Origin of the sequence: Sphingomonas sp. BE138, from assembly GCF_031456125.1 — a bacterium.
Lineage (GTDB): Bacteria > Pseudomonadota > Alphaproteobacteria > Sphingomonadales > Sphingomonadaceae > Sphingomonas.
Genome location: NZ_JAVDUC010000007.1, coordinates 39,970 through 61,289 on the forward strand (window position 1 = coordinate 39,970; position 21,320 = coordinate 61,289).

General features: G+C 71.2%; 18 protein-coding genes. 9 read left to right on the forward strand and 9 right to left on the reverse strand.

Annotation, left to right across the window (positions count from 1 at the left end):
* Positions 1 to 62 precede the first annotated feature (62 nt).
* Together polA and J2Y58_RS10550 are read left to right on the forward strand one after the other, a co-directional pair.
* Positions 63 to 2,825 (forward strand): DNA polymerase I, encoded by a 2,763-nt coding sequence (gene polA / locus J2Y58_RS10545; protein ID WP_310102621.1) that lies wholly within the window; start codon positions 63 to 65, stop codon positions 2,823 to 2,825.
* A 208-nt stretch (positions 2,826 to 3,033) separates the two neighbouring features.
* Positions 3,034 to 4,557 (forward strand): lipopolysaccharide biosynthesis protein, encoded by a 1,524-nt coding sequence (locus J2Y58_RS10550; protein ID WP_310102624.1) that lies wholly within the window; start codon positions 3,034 to 3,036, stop codon positions 4,555 to 4,557.
* A gap of 87 nt (positions 4,558 to 4,644) precedes the next feature.
* Here J2Y58_RS10550 and purH read toward each other — a convergent pair whose 3' ends face one another.
* The 4 genes from purH to J2Y58_RS10570 all read right to left on the reverse strand — a co-directional run bounded on the left by purH (position 4,645) and on the right by J2Y58_RS10570 (position 10,166).
* Complete coding sequence (gene purH, locus J2Y58_RS10555; protein WP_310102627.1) at positions 4,645 to 6,219, reverse strand: bifunctional phosphoribosylaminoimidazolecarboxamide formyltransferase/IMP cyclohydrolase; 1,575 nt, start codon at positions 6,217 to 6,219, stop codon at positions 4,645 to 4,647.
* Positions 6,220 to 6,437: 218 nt separating this feature from the next.
* Positions 6,438 to 8,159: a heparinase II/III family protein gene (locus tag J2Y58_RS10560; protein WP_310102629.1), complete on the reverse strand. Its 1,722-nt coding sequence runs from the start codon at positions 8,157 to 8,159 to the stop codon at positions 6,438 to 6,440.
* On the reverse strand, positions 8,156 to 8,818 hold the full coding sequence (rpe, locus tag J2Y58_RS10565) for a ribulose-phosphate 3-epimerase (RefSeq protein WP_310102632.1): 663 nt from the start codon (positions 8,816 to 8,818) through the stop codon (positions 8,156 to 8,158). Before rpe ends, J2Y58_RS10560 begins: the two co-directional genes overlap by 4 nt.
* A 28-nt stretch (positions 8,819 to 8,846) precedes the next feature.
* Positions 8,847 to 10,166, reverse strand: a complete 1,320-nt coding sequence (locus tag J2Y58_RS10570) for an RsmB/NOP family class I SAM-dependent RNA methyltransferase (RefSeq protein ID WP_310102635.1) — start codon at positions 10,164 to 10,166, stop codon at positions 8,847 to 8,849.
* A 92-nt stretch (positions 10,167 to 10,258) separates the two neighbouring features.
* On the opposite strand from J2Y58_RS10570, the gene J2Y58_RS10575 reads away from it, so the two are divergent.
* On the forward strand, positions 10,259 to 10,420 hold the full coding sequence (locus tag J2Y58_RS10575; RefSeq protein ID WP_310102638.1) for a DUF1674 domain-containing protein: 162 nt from the start codon (positions 10,259 to 10,261) through the stop codon (positions 10,418 to 10,420).
* A gap of 44 nt (positions 10,421 to 10,464) precedes the next feature.
* Here the strand turns inward: J2Y58_RS10575 and J2Y58_RS10580 are convergent, their stop codons facing one another.
* Complete coding sequence (locus tag J2Y58_RS10580; RefSeq protein ID WP_310102641.1) at positions 10,465 to 10,989, reverse strand: sterol desaturase family protein; 525 nt, start codon at positions 10,987 to 10,989, stop codon at positions 10,465 to 10,467.
* Between the two features lie 51 nt (positions 10,990 to 11,040).
* Here J2Y58_RS10580 and J2Y58_RS10585 point away from each other — a divergent pair, with 51 nt between their 5' ends.
* On the forward strand, positions 11,041 to 12,630 hold the full coding sequence (locus tag J2Y58_RS10585; protein ID WP_310102644.1) for a lysine--tRNA ligase: 1,590 nt from the start codon (positions 11,041 to 11,043) through the stop codon (positions 12,628 to 12,630).
* A 164-nt stretch (positions 12,631 to 12,794) separates the two neighbouring features.
* On the opposite strand, the gene J2Y58_RS10590 is transcribed toward J2Y58_RS10585, so the two are convergent.
* Genes J2Y58_RS10590 through hemC form a run of 3 tightly spaced genes read right to left on the reverse strand, consistent with a single transcriptional unit; the run spans position 12,795 to position 15,257 of the window.
* Positions 12,795 to 13,685 carry a hypothetical protein gene (locus J2Y58_RS10590; RefSeq protein ID WP_310102649.1) on the reverse strand — a complete coding sequence of 297 codons (891 nt, stop codon included), beginning with the start codon at positions 13,683 to 13,685 and terminating at the stop codon, positions 12,795 to 12,797.
* A gap of 31 nt (positions 13,686 to 13,716) precedes the next feature.
* Positions 13,717 to 14,352 (reverse strand): uroporphyrinogen-III synthase, encoded by a 636-nt coding sequence (locus J2Y58_RS10595; RefSeq protein WP_310102652.1) that lies wholly within the window; start codon positions 14,350 to 14,352, stop codon positions 13,717 to 13,719.
* 11 nt (positions 14,353 to 14,363) lie between these two features.
* Positions 14,364 to 15,257 carry a hydroxymethylbilane synthase gene (gene hemC / locus J2Y58_RS10600; protein ID WP_310102654.1) on the reverse strand — a complete coding sequence of 298 codons (894 nt, stop codon included), beginning with the start codon at positions 15,255 to 15,257 and terminating at the stop codon, positions 14,364 to 14,366.
* A 99-nt stretch (positions 15,258 to 15,356) separates the two neighbouring features.
* Here hemC and tsaD point away from each other — a divergent pair, with 99 nt between their 5' ends.
* Both tsaD and J2Y58_RS10610 read left to right on the forward strand, forming a co-directional pair.
* A complete protein-coding gene (tsaD, locus tag J2Y58_RS10605) occupies positions 15,357 to 16,382 on the forward strand; it encodes a tRNA (adenosine(37)-N6)-threonylcarbamoyltransferase complex transferase subunit TsaD (protein ID WP_310102656.1) in 1,026 nt (341 codons plus the stop codon).
* Positions 16,379 to 17,380, forward strand: coding sequence for an NAD(P)H-dependent glycerol-3-phosphate dehydrogenase (locus J2Y58_RS10610; RefSeq protein WP_310102659.1), 1,002 nt, complete (start codon positions 16,379 to 16,381; stop codon positions 17,378 to 17,380). Before tsaD ends, J2Y58_RS10610 begins: the two co-directional genes overlap by 4 nt.
* Before the next feature lie 250 nt (positions 17,381 to 17,630).
* On the opposite strand, the gene J2Y58_RS10615 is transcribed toward J2Y58_RS10610, so the two are convergent.
* Positions 17,631 to 18,566, reverse strand: coding sequence for a ribose-phosphate pyrophosphokinase (locus tag J2Y58_RS10615; protein WP_310102662.1), 936 nt, complete (start codon positions 18,564 to 18,566; stop codon positions 17,631 to 17,633).
* A gap of 79 nt (positions 18,567 to 18,645) precedes the next feature.
* Here J2Y58_RS10615 and J2Y58_RS10620 point away from each other — a divergent pair, with 79 nt between their 5' ends.
* The 3 genes from J2Y58_RS10620 to ribD are packed head-to-tail and all read left to right on the forward strand — an operon-like array spanning position 18,646 to position 21,313.
* Positions 18,646 to 19,983 (forward strand): glutamate--tRNA ligase, encoded by a 1,338-nt coding sequence (locus tag J2Y58_RS10620; RefSeq protein ID WP_310102665.1) that lies wholly within the window; start codon positions 18,646 to 18,648, stop codon positions 19,981 to 19,983.
* A gap of 18 nt (positions 19,984 to 20,001) precedes the next feature.
* On the forward strand, positions 20,002 to 20,352 hold the full coding sequence (locus J2Y58_RS10625) for a hypothetical protein (RefSeq protein ID WP_310102668.1): 351 nt from the start codon (positions 20,002 to 20,004) through the stop codon (positions 20,350 to 20,352).
* Between the two features lie 25 nt (positions 20,353 to 20,377).
* Complete coding sequence (ribD, locus tag J2Y58_RS10630) at positions 20,378 to 21,313, forward strand: bifunctional diaminohydroxyphosphoribosylaminopyrimidine deaminase/5-amino-6-(5-phosphoribosylamino)uracil reductase RibD (RefSeq protein ID WP_405053093.1); 936 nt, start codon at positions 20,378 to 20,380, stop codon at positions 21,311 to 21,313.
* The last annotated feature ends 7 nt before the right edge of the window (positions 21,314 to 21,320 follow it).

Here is a 21,320-nt window from a genome sequence, read left to right on the forward strand (position 1 = left end):
GGAGAGGGAGCAAGCTGCAAACCCGGTTCCCCACAAACCCAATCCGTTATAGGGCCCCCGCCATGCCGCACCTCTATCTCGTCGACGGATCGGGCTACATCTTTCGTGCCTATCACCGCCTGCCGCCGCTGACCAACCGGCACGGCGAACCGGTCGGGGCGGTCTACGGCTACACCGCGATGCTGTGGAAGCTGGCCGATGCGCTCCACAAGGCGGACGGCCCCACGCACATGGCGGTCATCCTCGACAAGTCGAGCAGTACGTTCCGCAACGAGCTGTACGACCAGTACAAGGCGCACCGCCCGCCGCCGCCCGAGGATCTGGTCCCGCAATTTCCGATGATCCGCGACGCCACGCGCGCCTTCTCGCTGCCGTGCATCGAGGAACAGGGGTGGGAGGCCGACGACCTGATCGCCAGCTATACCAAGGCGGCGCTGGCGCAGGGGTGGCAGGTCACGATCGTCAGTTCCGACAAGGACCTGATGCAGTTGATGACCGATCCGTCGGTCGACATGCTCGACACGATGAACAACCGCCGGCTCGGCCCCGACGCGGTCGTCGAGAAGTTCGGCGTCGGCCCGGAGAAGCTGGGCGACGTCCTGGCGTTGATGGGCGACAGCGTCGACAACGTGCCCGGCGTCCCCGGCGTCGGGCCGAAGACCGCCGCGAAGCTGATCCTCGAACATGGCGACGTGGAGGGCGTGCTGGCGGCTGCCGACACGATGAAGAAGGGCAAGCTACGCGACAATCTGATCGAACATGCCGAGGCGGCGCGGATGAGCCGCAAGCTGGTCGAACTGGCGTGCGACGTGCCGCTGCCGCAGCCGCTGGAGGAGCTGTCGCTGGCGGACGGCATCCCCGATGCGCCGCTGCGCGCGTTCCTGGAGCATCACGGCTTCCGCACGTTGCTGTCGCGGCTCGGCGAGGTCGCCGACGCACCCGTCGCCGAGTCGCCGACCGATGCCGCGTTCGACGCCGACGAGCCGTGCCGGCACGACGATTACGAAACCGTCGTGGACGAGGACGCGCTCGATCGCTGGATCGCCGTCGCGCGACATCAGGGCTGGGTCGCGATCGATACCGAGACGACCGCCAAGGACCCGATGCTCGCCGATCTGGTCGGCGTGTCGATGGCGCTCCACCCGAACCTCGCGTGCTACGTGCCGCTGGCACACGGCGGCAGCGACATGTTCGCAGAACGCCCGGCGCAGCTGGACCGCGACGTGGCACTCGCCAGGCTCAAGCCGCTGCTGGAGGATCCGAGCGTCCTCAAGATCGGGCACAACCTGAAATACGACATGATCGTGCTGGGTCGGCTGGGGGTCGACGTCGCGCCGTATGACGACACGATCGTGATGAGCTTCGATCTCGACGCCGGGCTGCACGGCCACGGCATGGACGAACTCGCCGCCACGCACCTGTCGCACACCTGCATCGCCTACAAGGACGTGGTCGGCACGGGGAAGAAGGCGCTCGGCTTCCACGAGGTCGATCTGAAGGCCGCGACCCGCTACGCCGCCGAGGACGCCGACGTGACGCTGCGGCTGTGGCGGCGCTTCTCCGCGCGGCTGCCGCGCGAAGCGGGCACGCGCGTCTACCAGATGGTCGACCGCCCGCTGGTATCCGTGATCGCGCGGATGGAGCGCCGCGGGGTGAAGGTCGATCGCGAGAAGCTGGCGCAACTCTCCGCCGACTTCTCGACGCAAATCGCCGCGCTCGAAGGCGTCGTCCACGAACTGGCGGGCGGCGCCTTCACCATCGGCAGCCCCAAGCAGCTGGGCGACGTGCTGTTCGAACGGATGGGGCTGAAGGGCGGGCGCAAGGGCAAGAGCGGGGTCTATTCGACCGACGTCACCGAGCTGGAGCGACTGGCGGCCGACAAGGACTCGCCCGGTGCCGAGATCGCCACCAAGGTGCTGGAATGGCGGCAGCTGACCAAGCTGAAGAATACCTATACCGACAGCTTGCAGGAACAGATCAACCCCGCGACGGGGCGCGTCCATACCAGCTATTCGCTGACCGGCGCGCAGACCGGGCGGCTGTCGTCGACCGACCCGAACCTGCAGAACATCCCGATCCGCACCGAGGTCGGCCGTCAGATCCGCGATGCCTTCGTCGCCGAGCCGGGCAATGTCATCCTCGCCGCCGACTATTCGCAGATCGAGCTGCGGCTGGCCGCGCACATGGCCGAGGTGCCGCAGTTGAAGGAGGCGTTTGCGCGCGGCGACGACATCCACAGCCTGACCGCGCAGGAATTGTTCGGCGAGGTGACGCGCGACACCCGTGCGTCGGCGAAGACGATCAACTTCGCGATCCTCTACGGCATCTCGCGCTGGGGGCTGGCGGGGCGGCTCGACATCTCGGCGGACGAGGCGCAGGCGATGATCGACCGCTATTTCGAGCGGTTCCCCGGCATCAACCGCTACATTGCCGAGACGCTGACGCAAGTGCGCGAGCAGGGCTTCACCGAGACGCTGTTCGGCCGCAAGACGCATTTCCCGCGCATCCGCAGCAAGGTGCAGCACGAACGCCAGGGCGCCGAGCGCGCCGCGATCAACGCCCCGATCCAGGGGACGAGCGCCGACATCATCAAGCGCGCGATGGTGCGGATGGAAGCGGCGCTCTTGGAGGCGGGGTTGCCGGACGTGCGGATGCTGCTCCAGGTCCATGACGAACTGGTCTTCGAACTGCCCGAGGGCGACGTCGAGCGCGCACGACCGGTGATCGAGCGCGTGATGGCGGGCGCGGCGGAACCGGCGGTGGTGCTGGACGTGCCGCTGGGCGTGGAGATCGGCGTAGGAGCGAGCTGGGGAGCGGCGCATTGACCGCGCAGCGCGGATGCCGGCTACGCCCGGCAACCACGCGCCAGCGCGGCCGGCGGGCAACGCCCGTCCGACGACATGGCTTTGCCGCGGCGCGCCCAGCCCCCCTGCGTCATTGCGAGCGTAGCGACGCAATCCAGAGCCCAGCGCGTGACGCTCTGGACTGCTTCGCTCCGCTCGCCATGACGGCGGCTGTGAGATGCGCTCTCGCATGACCGTCACCGACCAGCCCGAGGATATCGCCGCGCTCGCCAAGGGCGGGCGCACCAACGTCGCCGGCTTCATCCTGCGGCTGGGCGCGCGCATCCCGTTCCTGTTCATCGCCGGCCATATGTACGGCGCCGCGCTGGTCGGGCGCTTCGCGATTGCGGTCGTGGTCGTCGAATTTGCCGCGCTCCTCGCCACGCTGGGCCTCAAGCGCGGGCTCGCGCAGGCCTTGTCCTCCACCGGGCGGCCGCACAATCACGTCGTCTTCGACGCGCTGGCGCTCGCGCTGATCGCCAGCCTGATCGCCAGCGGGGTGCTGTTCGCCTTTCCGCAGGCGATGTACCCCAATTCGGCGATCGTCGGGCTCGACCGCTTCTTCCCGCTCATCATCCTCGCGCCCGCGCTGTCCGATGTCAGCCTTGCCGCGCTCGCCTATCGCCACGACGTGAAGGCCAGCGTCACCGCGCGCGCGGTGATCGAGCCGTGGACGCTGTCGGTGTTTGCGTTCCTGTTTTCGTTCTTCACGCACAAGGACGGGTTGGTGCTGGCCTATGTCGCCAGCATGGTCGCGGCGCTGAGCGCCAGCATCGTGCCGCTGATCCGCAGTTACGGCGTGCCGCACGGCTGGTCGCCGCATGTCGGGCAGTTGTGGCAGATGACGCGCGCGAACACGCCGCTGGCGGGTGCCGATGCGCTGGAATGGGGCAGCCGCAACGTCGACCGGCTGATCCTGGGCACGCTGTTCGCACCGAGCGTGGTCGGAATCTATTATATGGCGCAACAGGTTGCGAGCCTGCCGCAGAAGTTGAAGACCAGCTTCGACCCGATCCTGGGTCCCGTGGTGACGCAGAGCCTGGCGCGCGGCGATCTGGCGGCGATCGCGCGGCAGGTACGGCAGGTGGCGTTCTGGATCATCGCCGCACAGCTGGCGCTGGCGATCACCGCGTCGATCCCGCGCGAGGGCGTGATGGCGACGATCGGCCCGCAATTCGTCAGCGGCGCGGCGCCGATGGTGTTCCTGCTGTTCGCGGAGGTGTTCGCTTCGACAGGCGCGGTGTCGGAATCGGCGCTGGTTTACATGGCCAGGCACCGCAATCTGCTCATTTCGATGACCATGCTGGCGCTGCAGGTCGCGCTTTCGTTCGCGTTGATCCTGGCGCTGCGCACCGCGGGCTACGGCGTCACCACGCAGGCGGCCGGGGCGCCGGTGGCGTTGATGCTGGTGGTCCTGCTCACCTCGTTCATCAAGGCGGGCGTGCTGGGGCGGCTGCTGGGGGCGAGCGTGTCGCCGATGCGCTGGCCGCTGGTCTGGGCGGCATCGGCAGGAGCGGTGGTGGGCGGCGCGTTCACGCTGTTGCCGCCGGGGTGGCGGTGGGCGCAGGTGTCGATCGGGGTGGCCGCGACGCTGGCGGCGTATCTGTTCGTGATCTGGCGTTACGCCTTCGGGCCGGAAGACCGCGCGTTGTTCAGCAAGATGCCGAGTGCCGAAGAGGCGACCCTGCCGAACGAGGGCGGGTTCATCCGCTGATCCTCTCGAACGTCACCCCGGCGAAGGCCGGGGTCTCTTGCCGCGAGCGGCCCCGGCGTTCGCCGGGACGACGATCGCGGCCCGCGATCAATGCCGGAAGTGGCGCATGCCGGTGAAGACCATCGCCAGGCCGGCTGCGTCCGCCGCCGCGATCACCTCGTCGTCGCGGATCGAGCCGCCGGGCTGGATCACCGCGGTCGCGCCCGCCTCGACGGCCGCGAGCAGGCCGTCGGCGAACGGGAAGAAGGCATCGGATGCGACCGCCGAGCCGGTCGTGCGCGGCGCGTCCCAGCCGGCCTTGTCGGCGGCATCCTTCGCCTTCCACGCCGCGATCCGCGCGGATTCGAGCCGGTTCATCTGGCCGGCGCCGACGCCGGCGGTGCTGCCGCCCTTGGCATAGACGATCGCGTTCGACTTCACGTGCTTGGCCACCGTCCAGGCGAACAGGCAGTCGGCCAGTTCCTGTTCGGTCGGCTGACGCTTCGTCACGACCTTCAGGTCGGCGGGCAGCACGCGGCCGGCGTCGCGCGACTGGACCAGCCAGCCACCCGCGATCGATTTGGCGAACAGGCCGTCGCGCGCCGGATCGGGCAGTTCGCCGGTCAGCAGCAGCCGCAGGTTCTTCTTGGCGGCGAACAGCGCCAGCGCCTCGTCGTCGGCTTCGGGCGCGACGACGACTTCGGTGAAGATGCCGGTGATCGCCTTCGCCGTCTCGCCGTCCAGCGGGCGGTTGACCGCGATGATCCCGCCGAACGCGCTGACCGTGTCGCAGGCGAACGCCGCTTCATACGCCTGCGCCAGCGTCGCGGCGGTGGCGACGCCGCACGGATTGGCGTGCTTGACGATCACGCAGGTGGGGCCTGCGTCGCGGAACTCCGCGATCAGCTCCAGTGCGGCATCGGCGTCGTTGTAGTTATTGTAGCTCAGCGCCTTGCCCTGCACCTGTCGCGCCTGGCCGATCCCGCGGGTGGCGTCGCCGGTCGCGGCGTAGAAAGCGGCGTGCTGGTGCGGATTCTCGCCGTAGCGCAGTTCCTCTTCCGCGCGCTTGAGGGTGATCGGCAAGGTGGCGGGGAAGCGCTCGCCCTGGTCGACCTGCCCGAACCAGCGCGCGATCGCGCCGTCGTAGGCGGCGGTGGTGGCGAACGCCTTGGCCGCCAGCCGCTTGCGGTCGTCGAGCGTCGTCGCGCCCTCGGCGACCAGGGCGTAATCGGCCGGGTCGGTGACGATCGCGACATAGGCGTGGTTCTTCGCCGCCGAGCGGACCATCGACGGTCCGCCGATGTCGATGTTCTCGACCACCTCGTCGCGCCCCGCGCCCTTCGCGACCGTCGCCTCGAACGGGTAGAGATTGACGACCACGAGGTCGATCGCGCCGATCCCGTGCTCCTCCATCGCGGCCGCGTGCGCGGCGTCGTCGCGCACCGCGAGCAGCCCGCCATGGACCTTGGGGTGCAGCGTCTTCACGCGGCCGTCCATCATCTCCGGGAAGCCGGTCAGCTCGCTGATGTCGCGCACGGTCAGCCCCGCGTCGCGCAGCGCCCGGGCGGTGCCGCCGGTCGAGACGAGCTCGACGCCCTTGCCGGCGAGGGCGGTGGCGAGATCGACGATCCCGGTCTTGTCGGAGACGGAAAGGAGCGCGCGGCGGATCGGGATGCTGGTCATGCGCGCGCGCTTACGCGGGGGCGGGGCAGGGCTCAAGTGCGAACCCCGTTCCACGGGTTGGTACCCGTACCGCATCCGGGTCGGTCGCGCTTGTGGGCCGGGTTCATTACAGAACGCCGTTCGCCCTGAGCCTGTCGAAGGGCGCTCCCCTAGCGGCACGTGCTTCGACAGGCTCAGCACGAGCGATCTGGTTTTGGGTTGGCCGCGCGGCGAACCCGCTACCGCGCGCGCTTCATCACCCAGTTGACGTTGACCCCGCCGGGCGGGGCGAGGCCGTGGATCACGATCTGCTGCGTCGTGAACAGCCGGCCGAAGGCATCGACCCACACGCTGTCCTCGATCGTCAGCCGTTCGCCGCGGCTGCGGAAATGCCAGAAGTTGCCCGCAGCGGTGCGCAGCATCGCGGCCTGGTTGTCGGCGGTCGCCACCGCCTCGACCCCGGCGGCGAGGTGAAAGCGGATCAGGAACGGCGTCATCGCATCCGGACGACGCGGACGCGCGCCCGGCACCGCGAGCAGCGCATCCTCGCCGCGCAGCTCGCGCCCGTCGCTCAGCAGCAGCAACGTGCGCTGGTGGTGGAAGCCGTGGCGGCGCGCATAGCCGTCGTGGCGCGCCTCGATCCGGCTGCCGAGTTCCGATTCCTGCCGCGTCAGCTCGACCTCGCGCACGCCCTTGCCGAGCGACCCGTCGGCGAGGATCGCGGTCGAATTGGTATCGCCGATCGTCAGCGTCGAATGTGCCGCGGTGCTGCGCAGGCCGGTCGCCATCGCCGGCGACATCCGTGCGCCAGTGACGCCCGCGCCGCCGCAATTGACGATCAGCCGCTCCGCCCCGTCGCTGAACTCGAAGGCGAGCGTCGAGGCGCAGCCGCCCTCCGCGACGCGCGCCACCGGCGGCGGCGCGGCGTCGACGATCAGCACCGCCTGGCCGTTCGCCAGCCGTTGATACCCCCAGTCGCGCGACTGGCGCAGCGGCCGCCCGTGCGCGCCGCTGGCGAGCAGCACGTCGTTGACCGTCTCGGCATCGACCGGCAGCCCGCCCTGCCAGCTCGACAAGGCGCCGTCGCCCAGCGTCGTGCCGAGCAGCGCCGGGGTGGCGCGCCCCAGTGCCTCGATCGCGCAATCGGGCAGCGGCAGCCCGCGCGCCTCGCACGCCGCGCGCAGCAGCGCCAAGGTTGCGAGCAGGTCGAGCAGCGCGGCGGGCGAGCGGCTGACGACGCCGCCATCGGCGGTCATGCCGGTCGCCAGCGCACGCGTGAGCCCCGCCTCGCCGATCGCGACACGCGGCTCGCCGCCGGGCAGCAGCAGCCCGGCGATCAGGACGCCGGTCCAGGCGGCGACCCGCTCGTGCCCCGGCGGCGCCTTGTCGGCGGTGCGATCGAGATGCCGTGCGGCGCGCGCGATGCCGTTGAGGATCCGCGAGCGGAAGACGAGGTCGGACGACGACAGCAGCAGCGGCGCATGGAACGACCACATCGCCAGCCGTCGCGCGGTGACCGCCGGCCGCCACGCCGGATCCGACACCCGATCGCCATGCGCCGCCAGCCAGCGACCCGCCAGCGCCTCGGCCAGCGGCAGCGTGCGCGCGCGGTCGTCGATCGCCGACAGGTCGCGCAGCCAGCCGAAGCCGTGGAGATAGTCGACGAACGCCGGCCCCGCGGCGGGAGCGGCCATGTCGAGCGTCTCGATCGCGTGATGCTCGCCCCCGGCATACATCCAGCCGTCGAGCAGCGCCTCGCCCAGATCGGTTTCGGCGGGGAGCGGATCGACCGGCGCGCCGACCAGCTTGACCGGGTGCTGGCCGTCGAGCCGCCGGTCGTGGAGCGGCGTGCGCCACGTCAGTCGTTCGAACCACGTCGCGACCCGGTCGCCCAGCGACTCGCCGGTGCCCGCGGCGATGATATGCTTGTCGGAATCGATGCCCGTCCGGTCGTCGGTCATCCGCCGCGCAGGCTCCGGATGTTCTCGGCGTAGCGCTCGGGCCCGCCGCGGAAGGTGGCGGTGCCCGCGACCAGCGCATCGGCGCCGGCCTCGATCGCGCGCCGTGCGGTCTCCGCGTCGATGCCGCCGTCGACCTCCAGGTCGATGTCGCGGCCCGAATGGTCGATCATCTTGCGGATCGCGGCGATCTTCCTGAGCTGGCTGTCGATGAAATGCTGCCCGCCGAAGCCCGGGTTGACGCTCATCACCAGCACCAGGTCGACCATATCGATCAGGTAATCCAGCATCTTGGCCGGGGTGCCGGGGTTCAGCACCACGCCGGCGCGCTTGCCCAGCCCCTTGATGTGCTGGACCGTGCGATGGATGTGCGGCCCCGCCTCCGGGTGGACGGTGATCGTGTCGGCGCCCGCCTCGGCGAAGGCATCGAGATAGACGTCGACCGGCGAGATCATCAGGTGGACGTCGAACGGCTTGGTCGTGTGCGGGCGCAGCGCCTTCACCACGGCCGGGCCGATCGTGATGTTGGGGACGAAATGCCCGTCCATCACGTCGATATGGATCCAGTCGGCCCCGGCGGCATCGATCGCGCGCACTTCCTCCCCCAGTCTGGCGAAGTCGGCGGACAGGATCGAAGGCGCGATGCGGACGGGCTTGGTCATGATCCCGCCCCGTTAGCGGTTGTGGGCGTCAGGCGGAAGCACGCTCGACCCGCGCCACGAAGAACCCGTCGCATCCGCCGACCGCTTCGAGGGTGCCGGGCAGCGTGCGGACCCAGCCCTCGGGTTCGGCGGCGATGCCGTCGGGGAGTTCGCCGGCCTGCGGGGCGCGGAGCCGGAAATCGGGGCGGTCGCGCAGGAAGCGTTCGATCTGCGCCTCGCCCTCCTCCGGCTCCAGCGAGCAGGTGGCGTAGACGAGCGTCCCGCCGGGCGCGACCCAGTCGGCGGCGCGCGCGAGGATGCGCGCCTGGAGATCGGCCATCTCCGCCACGATGCCGCCGTGCGCGCGGTGGAGCACGTCGGGGTGCCGGCGGAAGATGCCGGTGGCGCTGCACGGCGCATCGACCAGCACCGCCTGCGCCGGCGCGGGGGGCGACCAGGCGAGCACGTCGGCGATCGCGATGTCGAACGACAGCCCGGTGCGCTCGCGATTGTCGCGAAGTCGCGCGGCGCGACTTTCGGACAGCTCGACCGCGGTCACCTGCCACCCGGCGGCGGCGAGCTGGAGCGTCTTGCCGCCCGGTGCGGCGCACAGGTCGAGCGCGATGCCGGTGCCGCGGCCGATCAGCCGCGCCGGGATCGAGGCGGCGAGGTCCTGCACCCACCAGTCGCCCTCCGCAAAACCGGGGAGCGCGGCTACGTCGCTCCCGGCCGCGACGCGCCCGTGCGCGGGGGCAAGCGACGTGGCATCGGGCAGAACCTTGGTGGGGTCGGGGGCGGCGTCGGCATAGCTGAGGTCGATCGGCGGCGGCGCGGCGATCGCGCGCGCGGCGGCGGCGGCGACATCCTTCCCCCAATTGTCGCGCCAGCGCTCGGCCACCGCGGCGGGGAGCGTCGGCACCTCGGGCAGCGTCGCGCCGTTGCGCATCAGCGTGCCGAAGACGCCGTGGACCAGCTTGCGCGGGCCGCCGTCGACCAGCGGCAGCACGGTGGCGATCGCGGCATGCGGCGGGGTGCCGAGCGACAGCGCCTGCGCCAGCGCGATCCTGAGCGCGCTGCGCGCCTTGGCATCGTCGGGCAATTTCTGGCGGGTGGCCGAATCGATCAGCGCGTCGAGATCGGGGAGGCGGCGCAGCGTCTCGGCGGCGATCGCATGCGCCAGCCCGCGGTCCGGGCCGCCCGCCAGCGCGCGCGTGGCATGTGCCAGCGCCGATTCGAGCGGCTCGCCCCGGCGCAGCACCGCATCGAGCAGCCGCAGCGCGGCACGCCGCGCGGCGGTGCCGAGCGGTTCGGGACCGCCCGGAGCGGGGCGCGGTCGCGCGGGACGGCGGGGGGTGCGGGCGTCAGCCACGCACGGTCTGCCGGATTTGGCTCGGCTTGAAGGCGATCATGGCGCTGCATATGTGCGGACCCGAACGCCGGATCAATCGGAAGGACCGTCGAATGGGCAAGCGCCCCGATCACGTGAAGCCGCCCGCGCACCTCACCCCCAATACCCCGGTACCCGAACCCGAACCGATCGAGCGGCCGACCAACGACCCGCTCGGGCGCGATCCGGTCCGCTTCGGCGACTGGGAGCTGAAGGGCATCGCGATCGACTTCTGATCGCGATCGCGAGCGTAGCGCAGCAATCCGCTGCTCCGTGCGCCTTACACCCGCGGCGACACCTCGCGCTCCGCTCCCGCCGCCGCACGCACCCCGGCACGCCCGCGGCGCTTCAGTTCGGCCTTCAGGTCCTCGGGCTTGGGCGCGATCAGGAAGCCGAAGCTGACGTTGCCTTCCTTCGTTTCGACGACGTGATGCAGCCGATGCGCCTGGATGATCCGCTTCATATAGGCGGATTTCGGAAGATACCGCGACGGCAGCCGCTTGTGGACGATCACGTCGTGGAAGCCGAAATAGATCGCGCCGTAGGCCGCGACGCCTGCGCCGATCCAGGCGAACCCCGGCCACCAGCCGAGTTGGAGCGCGCCGAGGATCATCACGAACGACGGCACCGCGAAGATTGCGGCATACAGGTCGTTCAGTTCCCAGTGACCGGTGCGCGGGCGGTGATGGCTCTCATGCAGGAACCAGCCCGGGCCATGCATCACCCAACGATGCATGACATAGGCGAACCCCTCCATCAGCGCGACGGTGGCGAGGAACAGCAGGAAAGCGGGCCAGAACGACATCGCGCGTGCATATAGCCATTGCGCCTGCGTCTCGCTACGTCGGCGCGCATCATGACCGACGATCTCCGCCCGGAAAGCCTCCGCTCCGCCGCTCTCGACTCCAAGGCCTGGCCGTATGAGGAGGCGCGCAAGCTCCTCAAGCGCTATCCCGAGGGCAAGCCAGACGGCGCGCCGGTGCTGTTCGAAACCGGCTACGGCCCGTCGGGGCTGCCGCATATCGGCACCTTCAACGAAGTGCTGCGCACCACGATGGTCCGCAACGCCTTCCACACGCTCAGCGACCTGCCGACGCGGCTGATCGCGTTCAGCGACGACATGGACGGGCTGCGCAAGGTGCCCGAGAACGTGCCGAACGGCGACATGCTGCGCGAGCATCTGGGCAAGCCGTTGACGCGCATCCCCGATCCGTTCGGCAAGTTCGACAGCTTCGCTGCGCACAACAATGCGATGCTGCGCGACTTCCTCGACCGCTACGGCTTCGATTACGAATTCGCGTCGTCGACCGACTATTACACCTCGGGCCGCTTCGACGACGCGATCCGGGGCGTGCTGCGCCACTGGCAGGGCGTGATGGACGTCATGCTGCCGACGCTACGTGCCGAGCGCCGCGCGACCTATTCTCCGGTGCTGCCGGTCAGCCCGAAGAGCGGCATCGTCCTCCAGGTGCCGGTCGAGGTGGTCGATGCCGAGGCCGGCATGATCGCGTTCGAGGATGAGGGCGAGCGGATCGTCCAGTCGGCGCTCGGCGGGTCCGCCAAGCTCCAGTGGAAGGTCGACTGGGCGATGCGCTGGGTCGCGCTCGGCGTCGATTACGAGATGGCGGGCAAGGACCTGATCGATTCGGTCGTCCAGTCGTCGAAGATCGCGCGCGTACTCGGCGGTCGCCCGCCGGAGGGCTTCAACTACGAGATGTTCCTCGACGAGAAGGGCGAGAAGATCTCCAAGTCGAAGGGCAACGGCCTGTCGATCGAGCAATGGCTGACCTACGGCCCCGAGGAAAGCTTGGCCTTCTATATCTATCGCGAGCCCAAGAAGGCCAAGCAGCTTCACATGGGCGTGATCCCCCGCGCGGTGGACGATTACTGGCAGTTCCGCGGCAATTACGCGGGTCAGGCGACCAAGGAGAAGCTCGGCAACCCCGTCCACCACGTCCATGACGGCACGCTGCCGGAGGGGACGTTGCCGGTCACCTTCGGGCTGCTGCTCAACCTGGTCGGGGTGATGGGCGAGGGCGCCACGCGCAAGCAGGTGTGGGCGTATCTGGCGAACTACGTCGCGGATGCGACGCCCGCGGCCTATCCGGAGCTCGACCGGCTGATCGGCCATGCGCTGGCGTATCACCGCGACCATATCGCCCCGACGCTGAAGCGCCGCGCGCCCGAGGGCGTCGAGGTGGCGGCGCTCGAGCGGCTCGACGCCGAACTGGCCGCGCTGCCCGAGGATGCGAGCGCCGAGGACATCCAGAACATCGTCTACGAGATCGGCAAGACCGGCGGGTTCGCGGAGCTGCGCGACTGGTTCAAGGCGCTCTACGAGACGCTGCTGGGATCGAGCCAGGGGCCGCGGATGGGCAGCTTCATCCGCCTGTACGGCATCGCGAACACGCGCGCGCTGATCGCCGAGGCGCTGGGGCGGGGGTAATTTCGATCGGCCGGAGCGTTGGCCGCCACCTGTTCCGTCATTCCCGCGGAGGCGGGAATCCAGACCCTCTGACGTAGCGACCCTTGCGAGAACCCGCGCGTCTGGATCCCCGCGTTCGCGGGGATGACGACGTGACGATTGGGGCGAAGAAGAGAAGCGCCGGCCTAAAGCGGCGCGCCGCCATTCGTCGGCGTCCCGGCCGCGGGCGTCGGCGCCGCCGCGGGCGGCGGCCCGGCGACCCGCGGCGGGGCGAACGCGCCGGTGATCGCCGCCGTCTCCAGCGTGTCGAGCGCCGCGCGCGCCGCGATCCAGCGGCGTGCCGCCGCGGTCCAGTTGGTCGCGTCGGCCGCACCCGGCAGCCGCTCGACCTCCGCCAGCGCGGTCTCGACATTGCCGTTGTCGAGCTGCCGCCGCGCGCGCGCCAGCCGGTCGGACGGCAACGGCGAGGGCGTGTCGGCGCGGTGAATGACGACGAGGTTGCGCAGCTCGCTGCCGATCCCGCTCCACCAGTCGCTGGGCGTCGCCAGCAGCATCGGCGCCGCGGTGTTCAGGCTTTCGCGCAGATCCTCCAGCGTCACCGGCTGGCGCGCGGCGCGGATCACCGTCGCCACCTGCTGCGGCAGGTTGGCGCCGAAGCGCTGCCGCAGCTCGTTTTCCAGATAGCCGAGCCCGGCGCCGCGATCGAGCGCACGCCGCGCCGCGAACGTCACCAGGATCGCTTCCGCCTTGCCGGCATCGACCGCCGCCTGCGCGGTATCGGCATCGGTGCGCGCCGCGCGCGCCTCCAGGTTGGTCAGCTGCGCCGCCAATGCCGCCTCGCGCAGCGCCAGCGTCGTCGTATCGGCGTCAGGGGCCGCCGCCACCGGCGTCGGCGCGGCGGTCGGGCGGGCGGCGGGAGTCATGGCGGCGCTGCCGCGCGCGAAGAAGCCGGGCGTGTTGCGGACCGCATAGGCCATCAGCCCCAGCCCGATGACGAACGCGACGATCGCGATCGTCAGCGCGGGGCCGATCCGCGATCGCGTGGGGGTGCGCGCCAAGGCGTCGGGATCGCTCATGCGTCGCTTATCCCCGCGCCGCCCGCGCCGGTCAATCGCACGCCGCGCGCACCGCCTGGATCAGCGCGGCATCGCGGGGTTCGGTTGCGACGATCGCCTGCGCCCAGCCCGGACCCGCCGCCCGTGCGACCGACGCGCTCAACGCCGCGATCCGGACCCGGTCGCGCGGCAGCGTCGCCGCCAGCCCTGCGAATCGCGCCGCGGCACGCACCGAATGGAGCAGCACGACCGCATCGAGCGCGGCGTCGATCGCTCCCGGTGCCACTGGCAGCGGGTCGGCGGCATAGACCGTCACCGCCGTCACCCCGGGCAGCGCGACCCGGTCGCGCCCGGCGAGGTGCAGCAGCCGCGGATAGCCGGTCGCCTGTGCCACCGCCGAGGCCGCATCGCCGCGCCCGACGATCGCGACCGTCAGCCCCGCCGCGCCCGCCGCCGCCGCCGTGGCAGCACCCACCGCGACGACCGGCAGGTGCGCCAGCCGCGCCAGTCCCGCGCCTGCGTGGCGCACCGCCTGCGCACTGGTCAGCAGCAAGGCATCGTGATCGGCGGGATCGGGCGGCGACCACGCACACGGCGCAACCGCGAACAGCGGCAGCGCCACCGGCTCGAACCCCGCCGCCGTCAGCGCCGCGCAGGTGCGCGCATTGCCCGGCTCGGGCCGCAGCACCAGCGCGCGCGTCACCCGAACAGGGCGCGGATCGCCGGCGGGGCGCGCGCGAGCAGCTCCTCGGCCAGCCGCGCGCCGAGCGTCACCGGATCGTCCCCGGTCGCTTCACCGTCGACCGCGTCGTCGCCTTCCGGCGTCAGCAATTGCGCACGCAGCCGCAACCCGGTCCCCGCGACCGTCGCCAGGGCCGCCACCGGCGAGTGGCAGTCGGCGCGCAACCCTGCGAGCAGCGCGCGCTCGGCGGCGATCGCGCGGTGCGTCGGCGCATCGTCGATCGCGGCGACCAGCGCACGCGCCGCGCCGTCCGCCAGCGTCTCTATGCCGACCGCGCCCTGCGCCGGGGCGGGCAGCATCACCTCCACCGGGATCGCCACCCCGGTATCGTGCCGCCCCAGCCGCTCCAGCCCGGCGGCGGCCAGCAAGGTCGCGTCGACCTCCCCCGCCGCGAGCTTGCCGAGCCGGGTGTCGACGTTGCCGCGGAACAGCACCGCCGACACGTCCGGCCGCAACCGCCGCAGCTGCGCCGCGCGGCGCGGGCTGCTGGTGCCGATCACCGCCCGGTCGGGCAGCGCGGCGATCGATGCCGCGCCGATCAGCCGGTCGCGCACGTCGGCCCGCGGCAACGTCGCGGCGATCGCGATCGCATCGGGGCGCAGCGTCTCGACATCCTTCATCGAATGGACGCAGGCATCGACCTCGCCGGCCAGCAGGGCGCGGTCGAGCTCCTTGGTCCACAGCGCCTTGCCGCCGATCTCGGCGAGCGCACGGTCCTGCACACGGTCGCCGGTGGTGCGGATCGTGACGATCTCGACATCGGCCCAGCCGTGTGCCGCCATCAAGGCGTCGCGTACCATGCCCGCCTGGGTGAGCGCGAGCGGAGAACCACGGGTGCCGAGCCGGAACATGACGCGTCTCTTGGCGGCTCGGCTCGCGGCCTGCAAGCGTTGCCGCACCGTGCGAACCCAAGGCTCGATAACCCGCGCCCGATCCACTAGATAGCCGCCATGCTGATCCTCGGGCTCGAATCCTCCTGCGACGAAACCGCCGCCGCCTTGGTCACCGGCGCGCGCGAGGTGCTGGCGCACCGGCTCGCCGGGCAGGAGGCTGCCCACCGCCCGTACGGCGGGGTCGTGCCCGAGATCGCGGCGCGCGCGCATGTCGAGGTGTTGCAGCCGCTGGTCGAGGCGGCGCTGGACGACGCGGGTGTCCGGCTCGCCGATGTCGACGCGATCGCCGCCACCGCGGGGCCGGGGCTGATCGGCGGGGTGATGGTGGGACTGGTGACGGGCAAGGCGCTGGCGCACGCCGCGGGCAAGCCGCTGGTCGCGGTCAACCATCTCGAGGGCCATGCGCTCAGCCCGCGGCTCGCCGATCCGGACCTCGACTTTCCCTATCTGCTGCTGCTGGTTTCCGGCGGGCATTGCCAGCTGCTGCTGGTCGAGGGCGTCGCGCGCTATCGCCGGCTCGCCACCACGATCGACGATGCCGCGGGCGAGGCATTCGACAAGACCGCCAAGATCCTCGGCCTCGGCTTTCCGGGCGGCCCGGCGGTCGAGCGCGCGGCGGCGGCGGGCGATCCGCGCGCGGTGCCGCTGCCGCGCCCGCTGAAGGGCTCGCCCGAGCCGCATTTCTCGTTCGCGGGGCTGAAGGCGGCGGTGATGCGCGCCGCGCCCGATCATGCCGCCGCCGATGTCGCGGCCAGCTTCCAGCAGGCGGTGGTCGACTGCCTGATCGACCGCACGCGCCGCGCGCTGCGCGACGCGGGGGGCGCGACGGCGCTGGTCGTCGCCGGCGGGGTCGCGGCCAACGGCGCGGTGCGCGCGGCGTTGCAGGCGCTTGCCGCCGAACACGGCCTGCGCTTCGTCGCGCCGCCCGGCTGGCTGTGCACCGACAATGCCGCGATGATCGCCTGGGCGGGGGCGGAGCGCTTCGCCGCCGGGCTTACCGACCCGCTCGACACCGCCGCGCGGGCGCGCTGGCCGCTCGACACGCAGGCGGAGAAGGTGCGCGGCGCGGGGGTGAAGGCGTGAGCGCCGGCGTCGGCAAGGCTCGCGGGGCGATCGGCGTCGTCGGCGCCGGCGCCTGGGGTACCGCGCTGGCGCAGGTGGCGGCGGCGGGCGGGCATGAGGTGCGGCTGTGGGCGCGCGACCCGGCGCTGGTCGACGCGATCAACGCGCGCCACGAGAATGCCGCCTACCTTCCCGGAATCCCGTTGTCGCCGAACATCCGCGCCACCGGCGATCTGGCGTGGGTGGCGGCGGCGGCGGCGAACCTGGTCGTCACGCCCGCGCAGGCGATGCGCGCGGTACTGGCGCAGCTGCCCGCCAATGCGCAGCCGCTGGTGGTCTGTTCCAAGGGCATCGAGGCCGGCACCCACCGGCTGATGAGCGAGGTCGCGCAGGAACAGCACCCCGCCTCGCCGGTGCTGGTGCTGTCCGGCCCGACCTTCGCGCACGAGGTCGCGCGTGGACTGCCGACCGCGGTGACGCTGGCCGGCCACGATCCCGCGACGCGCGCGCTGCTGGCGACCGCGATCGCTGCGCCGCATTTCCGCCCTTATGCCAGCAGCGACGTGATCGGTGCGGAGATCGGCGGCGCGGTGAAGAACGTGCTGGCGATCGCGTGCGGCGTGGTCGAGGGCGCGGGGCTGGGGCAAAATGCGCGCGCCGCGCTAATCGCGCGCGGTTTCGCGGAAATGACGCGCTTCGGTCTGGCGAAGGGGGCGCGCGCGGAGACGCTGGCGGGTTTGTCGGGGCTGGGCGATCTGGTGCTGACCTGCTCGTCGACCGCATCGCGCAACTTCTCGCTGGGGCTCGGCATCGGGCAGGGGCAGGCGGCGGCGGATCTGCTCGCAAACCGGCGGACGGTCGCGGAGGGCGCGTTCACCGCGCCGGTGCTGCTGGAGGCGGCGCGGGCGGCGGGCGTGGAGATGCCGATCGCCGCGGCGGTGTGTGCGCTGCTGGACGGAGCCGAGGTGCGCGGCGTGATCGGCGAGCTGTTGTCGCGGCCCTTGAAGGAGGAGGGGTAGGGGACACTGGCCTCAAGCGCTGAACGTCCGCCACCCACACCGTTCGCCCTGAGCCTGTCGAAGGCCGTGCCAAAAACGTCACCTCTGCGGGCACGTGCTTCGACAAGCTCAGCACGAACGGAGTGGGTGAGGCGGGCGACTCCACGGTGCGTGCGTCTTCCCGGTCAAGTCGGGTAGCTCGAGAGCCTGCCGGCCGGGCCGGGCGCTGCGCCCGCAGCGGCGCGGACGTGGCCGCGCCTGCGCCCGGCCGTCAGTCGAACAGGCTGCTGACGCTCGCTTCGTCCGAAATCCGCCGCATCGCCTCGGCGATCAGCGGCGCGATCGTCAGGTGGCGGATCTTGCCGGCGTCCTTGATCGTGTCGTGGTTGCCGATCGAATCGGTGATGACCAGCTCGTGGAGCGCCGAACCCTCGACCCGCGCCACCGCCCCGCCCGACAGCACGCCGTGCGTGACATAGGCGACGACGTCCTCCGCGCCCGCTTCCTTCAGCGCCGCGGCGGCGTTGCACAAGGTACCCGCCGAGTCGACGATATCGTCGATCAGGATGCAGAAGCGCCCCTCGACGTCGCCGATGATGTTCATCACCTCCGATTCACCGGCGCGCTCGCGGCGCTTGTCGACGATCGCGAGCGGAGCGTTGTCGAGCCGCTTCGACAGCGCGCGTGCCCGCACCACGCCGCCGACGTCGGGCGAGACGACCATCAGGTTCTTCGAGCCGAAGCGCGCGCGAATGTCCTGCGACATCACCGGCGCGGCGAACAGATTGTCGGTGGGAATGTCGAAGAAGCCCTGGATCTGCCCGGCGTGCAGGTCAACCGACAGCACGCGGTCCGCGCCCGCGGTGGTGACGAGGTTGGCGACCAGCTTGGCCGAAATCGGGGTGCGCGGCCCCGGCTTCCGGTCCTGCCGCGCATAGCCGAAATAGGGGAGTACCGCGGTGATCCGCTTGGCCGACGCGCGCTTCAGGGCGTCGATGCAGATCAGCAGTTCCATGAGGTTGTCGTTGACCGGATAGCTGGTCGACTGGATGACGAACACGTCCTCGCCGCGGACGTTTTCCATGATCTCGACGAAGATCTCCTCGTCGGCGAAGCGGCGTACCAGCGCCTCGGTCAGCGGCACCTCCAGATAGTCGGAGATCGCACGCGCCAGCGGCAGGTTGGAATTGCCGGTCATCAATTTCATGGACGAACACCCTTTCGTGCGCGCTCGTCTACGCGCGGGGGCTGGCGAGGGGAAGGGGGGGCGCGTAAGCGGCGGACGCATGACCGTGATCACCCGTTTCGCCCCTTCGCCGACCGGCACCTTGCACGTCGGCAACATCCGCACCGCGCTCCACAACTGGATGTGGGCGAAGGCGCACGGCGGGCGGTTCCTGCTGCGCATCGACGATACCGATGCGGAGCGCAGCGAGGAGCGGTTCGTCGAGGCGATCCGGGCCGACCTGGCGTGGCTGGGTCTCCACCCCGACGCCGAGGAGCGCCAGTCGCTGCGCACCGCGCGCTACGAGGAAGTGTTCGCGCAACTCCGCGCCGCCGGCCATATCTACCCGGCCTATGAGACCGCGCAGGAGCTGGACCTGAAGCGCAAGATCCTGCGCGGTCGCGGCCTACCGCCGGTGTACGACCGCGCCGCGCTGTCGCTGACCGACGCCGAACGCGCTGCGCTGGAGGCCGCGGGCGTCCGCCCGCACTGGCGCTTCAGGCTGGACCATGCCACGCCGATCGCGTGGACCGACCTGATCCGGGGACCGCAACATTTCGACGCGGCGACCATGAGCGATCCGGTCATCCGCCGCGCCGACGGCTCGTGGCTCTATATGCTGCCCTCCGCGATCGACGACATGGACATGCGCGTCACGCATGTCGTGCGCGGCGAGGATCACGTCACCAACACCGCGCTGCAATTACAGATGTTCGCCGCGATGAGCGCGACCCCGCCCGCCTTCGCGCACGAGGCGCTGCTGACCGGCGCGGAAGGGAAATTGTCGAAGCGGCTCGGCAGCCTGGGCGTCGACGCGTTCCGCGAACAGGGCATCGAGCCGGCGGCAATCGTGTCGCTGCTGGCAAGGCTCGGCACCAGTCTGTCCGTAGAGCCGCACCTCGACCCCGCACCGCTGGTCGAGACGTTCGACTTCGCGCACTTCGGCCGCGCACCGGCGCGCTTCGACGAGCGCGAGCTGGCGCAATTGAACGCACGCATCGTCCACCAGCTGCCCTACGCCGCCGTCGCCGACCGCCTGCCCGCCGGCATGGACGGGGCCGCCTGGGAGGCGATCCGCCCCAATCTGGAGACGGTCGCGGGCGCCGCCGACTGGTGGCATGTCGTCGAAGGCCCGGTCGACGCCCCCGCCCCCGGCGACGACGCGACCTACCTGACGCAGGCCGCAGCGGTCGCGCGCACGATCGACTGGGCCGGCGACCCGTGGCACGCGCTCACCGCGGCGCTGAAGGATGCGACCGGGCGCAAGGGCAAGCCGCTGTTCCTGCCGCTGCGCCGTGCGCTCACCGGGCGCGACCACGGGCCGGACATGGCCGCGCTGCTCCCGCTGATCGGGCGCGAGCGCGCGATCGCGCGGCTGGACTCGAACAGCCGCGGCTGACGTCCTATATTACCCTGCATGCGAACCTTTCTCGCCCGCATCTCGCCGGTGCGCGCCACGCGCGACCTGCGCTACTTCCTTCGGACGCGCGAGCGTTACGAGTGGAGCTTTTTCGCGCTGTCGGTCACGGTCACCGCGGTGGTGATCTGGGCGTTCTTCTACGATTCCTATGCCGAGAAGGAATATCGTCCCAACATCGTCTACTTCCAGCAATGGAAGCTCGATCGCACCGACGCCGAGATCATCGCGCAGCAGAAGATCGACAAGCCGATCCGCGATGCCGAGATCGCCGCGCAGCGGGCGCGCGAGGAAAAATTGCGCGCCGGGTTCAAGCGGCTCGACGACAAATTGACCGACCTAGGCATCTGACCCGTTGAGCGACGATGCGCGCTGGATGGCCGCGGCGCTGGCGCTGGCGTCGCGCACGCGCGGTCGCACGACCCCCAATCCCAACGTCGGCTGCGTGATCGTCCGCGACGGCCGCGTCGTCGGGCGCGGCTGGACGCACGCCGGCGGGCGACCGCATGCCGAGGCAATGGCGCTGGCCCACGCAGGCGCCGACGCGCGAGGCGCGACCGCTTACGTCACGCTCGAACCGTGCGCGCACGTCAGCGCACGCGGCCCCGCCTGTGCCGACCTGCTCGCCGCCGCTGGGGTCGCGCGCGTGGTCGCTGCGCTCGGCGACCCCGATCCGCGCACCGACGGTGAGGGATTCGCGCGCCTCGCCGCCGCCGGGATCGCGGTGGAGACGGGCGTACTGGCCGCCGAGGCGCGCCGCTCGATGGCGGGCTTCCTCACCCGCCGCGCGCTCGGCCGTCCGCATGTCACGCTCAAGCTCGCGCTGTCGCTCGACGGCGCGGTCGCGATGGCGGACGGGCGCAGCCGCTGGATCACCGGTCCCGAGGCGCGCGCGCACACGCACCTGGAGCGCAGCCGCCACGGCGCGATCCTGGTCGGGCGCGGGACGTGGGAGGCGGACCGGCCGCGGCTGGACGTGCGGCTGCCGGGACTGGAGGATCGCGCGCCGCTCCGCGTGGTGCTGTCGCGACGCACGATGCCCGACGTGACCACCATCGCCGCTCCCGCCGCCATCGCCACGCTCCCCGCCGACCATCTGTTCGTCGAGGGCGGCGCGACCACCGCTTCGGCCTTTCTCCGCGCCGACCTCGTCGACCGCCTGCTCCTCTACCGCGCGCCGATCCTGATCGGCGGCGGGCGCACGCTTCCCGACCTCGGGCTCGCCGACCTCGCCGACGCGCACGCGCGCTGGACCTGCACCGATCGCCGCCAGCTTGGCAGCGACCGGCTCGAAGTCTACGAGCGCGCCTGAAAGGCTT

Excerpts from the sequence above, each read along its gene's own strand:
- polA (WP_310102621.1), top strand. The coding sequence starts at position 63 with ATGCCGCACCTCTATCTCGTCGACGGATCGGGCTACATCTTTCGTGCC.
- J2Y58_RS10550 (WP_310102624.1), top strand. The coding sequence starts at position 3,034 with ATGACCGTCACCGACCAGCCCGAGGATATCGCCGCGCTCGCCAAGGGC.
- purH (WP_310102627.1), bottom strand. The coding sequence starts at position 6,219 with ATGACCAGCATCCCGATCCGCCGCGCGCTCCTTTCCGTCTCCGACAAG.
- J2Y58_RS10560 (WP_310102629.1), bottom strand. The coding sequence starts at position 8,159 with ATGACCGACGACCGGACGGGCATCGATTCCGACAAGCATATCATCGCC.
- rpe (WP_310102632.1), bottom strand. The coding sequence starts at position 8,818 with ATGACCAAGCCCGTCCGCATCGCGCCTTCGATCCTGTCCGCCGACTTC.
- J2Y58_RS10575 (WP_310102638.1), top strand. The coding sequence starts at position 10,259 with ATGGGCAAGCGCCCCGATCACGTGAAGCCGCCCGCGCACCTCACCCCC.
- J2Y58_RS10580 (WP_310102641.1), bottom strand. The coding sequence starts at position 10,989 with ATGTCGTTCTGGCCCGCTTTCCTGCTGTTCCTCGCCACCGTCGCGCTG.
- J2Y58_RS10585 (WP_310102644.1), top strand. The coding sequence starts at position 11,041 with ATGACCGACGATCTCCGCCCGGAAAGCCTCCGCTCCGCCGCTCTCGAC.
- J2Y58_RS10590 (WP_310102649.1), bottom strand. The coding sequence starts at position 13,685 with ATGAGCGATCCCGACGCCTTGGCGCGCACCCCCACGCGATCGCGGATC.
- hemC (WP_310102654.1), bottom strand. The coding sequence starts at position 15,257 with ATGTTCCGGCTCGGCACCCGTGGTTCTCCGCTCGCGCTCACCCAGGCG.
- tsaD (WP_310102656.1), top strand. The coding sequence starts at position 15,357 with ATGCTGATCCTCGGGCTCGAATCCTCCTGCGACGAAACCGCCGCCGCC.
- J2Y58_RS10615 (WP_310102662.1), bottom strand. The coding sequence starts at position 18,566 with ATGAAATTGATGACCGGCAATTCCAACCTGCCGCTGGCGCGTGCGATC.
- J2Y58_RS10620 (WP_310102665.1), top strand. The coding sequence starts at position 18,646 with ATGACCGTGATCACCCGTTTCGCCCCTTCGCCGACCGGCACCTTGCAC.
- J2Y58_RS10625 (WP_310102668.1), top strand. The coding sequence starts at position 20,002 with ATGCGAACCTTTCTCGCCCGCATCTCGCCGGTGCGCGCCACGCGCGAC.
- ribD (WP_405053093.1), top strand. The coding sequence starts at position 20,378 with ATGGCCGCGGCGCTGGCGCTGGCGTCGCGCACGCGCGGTCGCACGACC.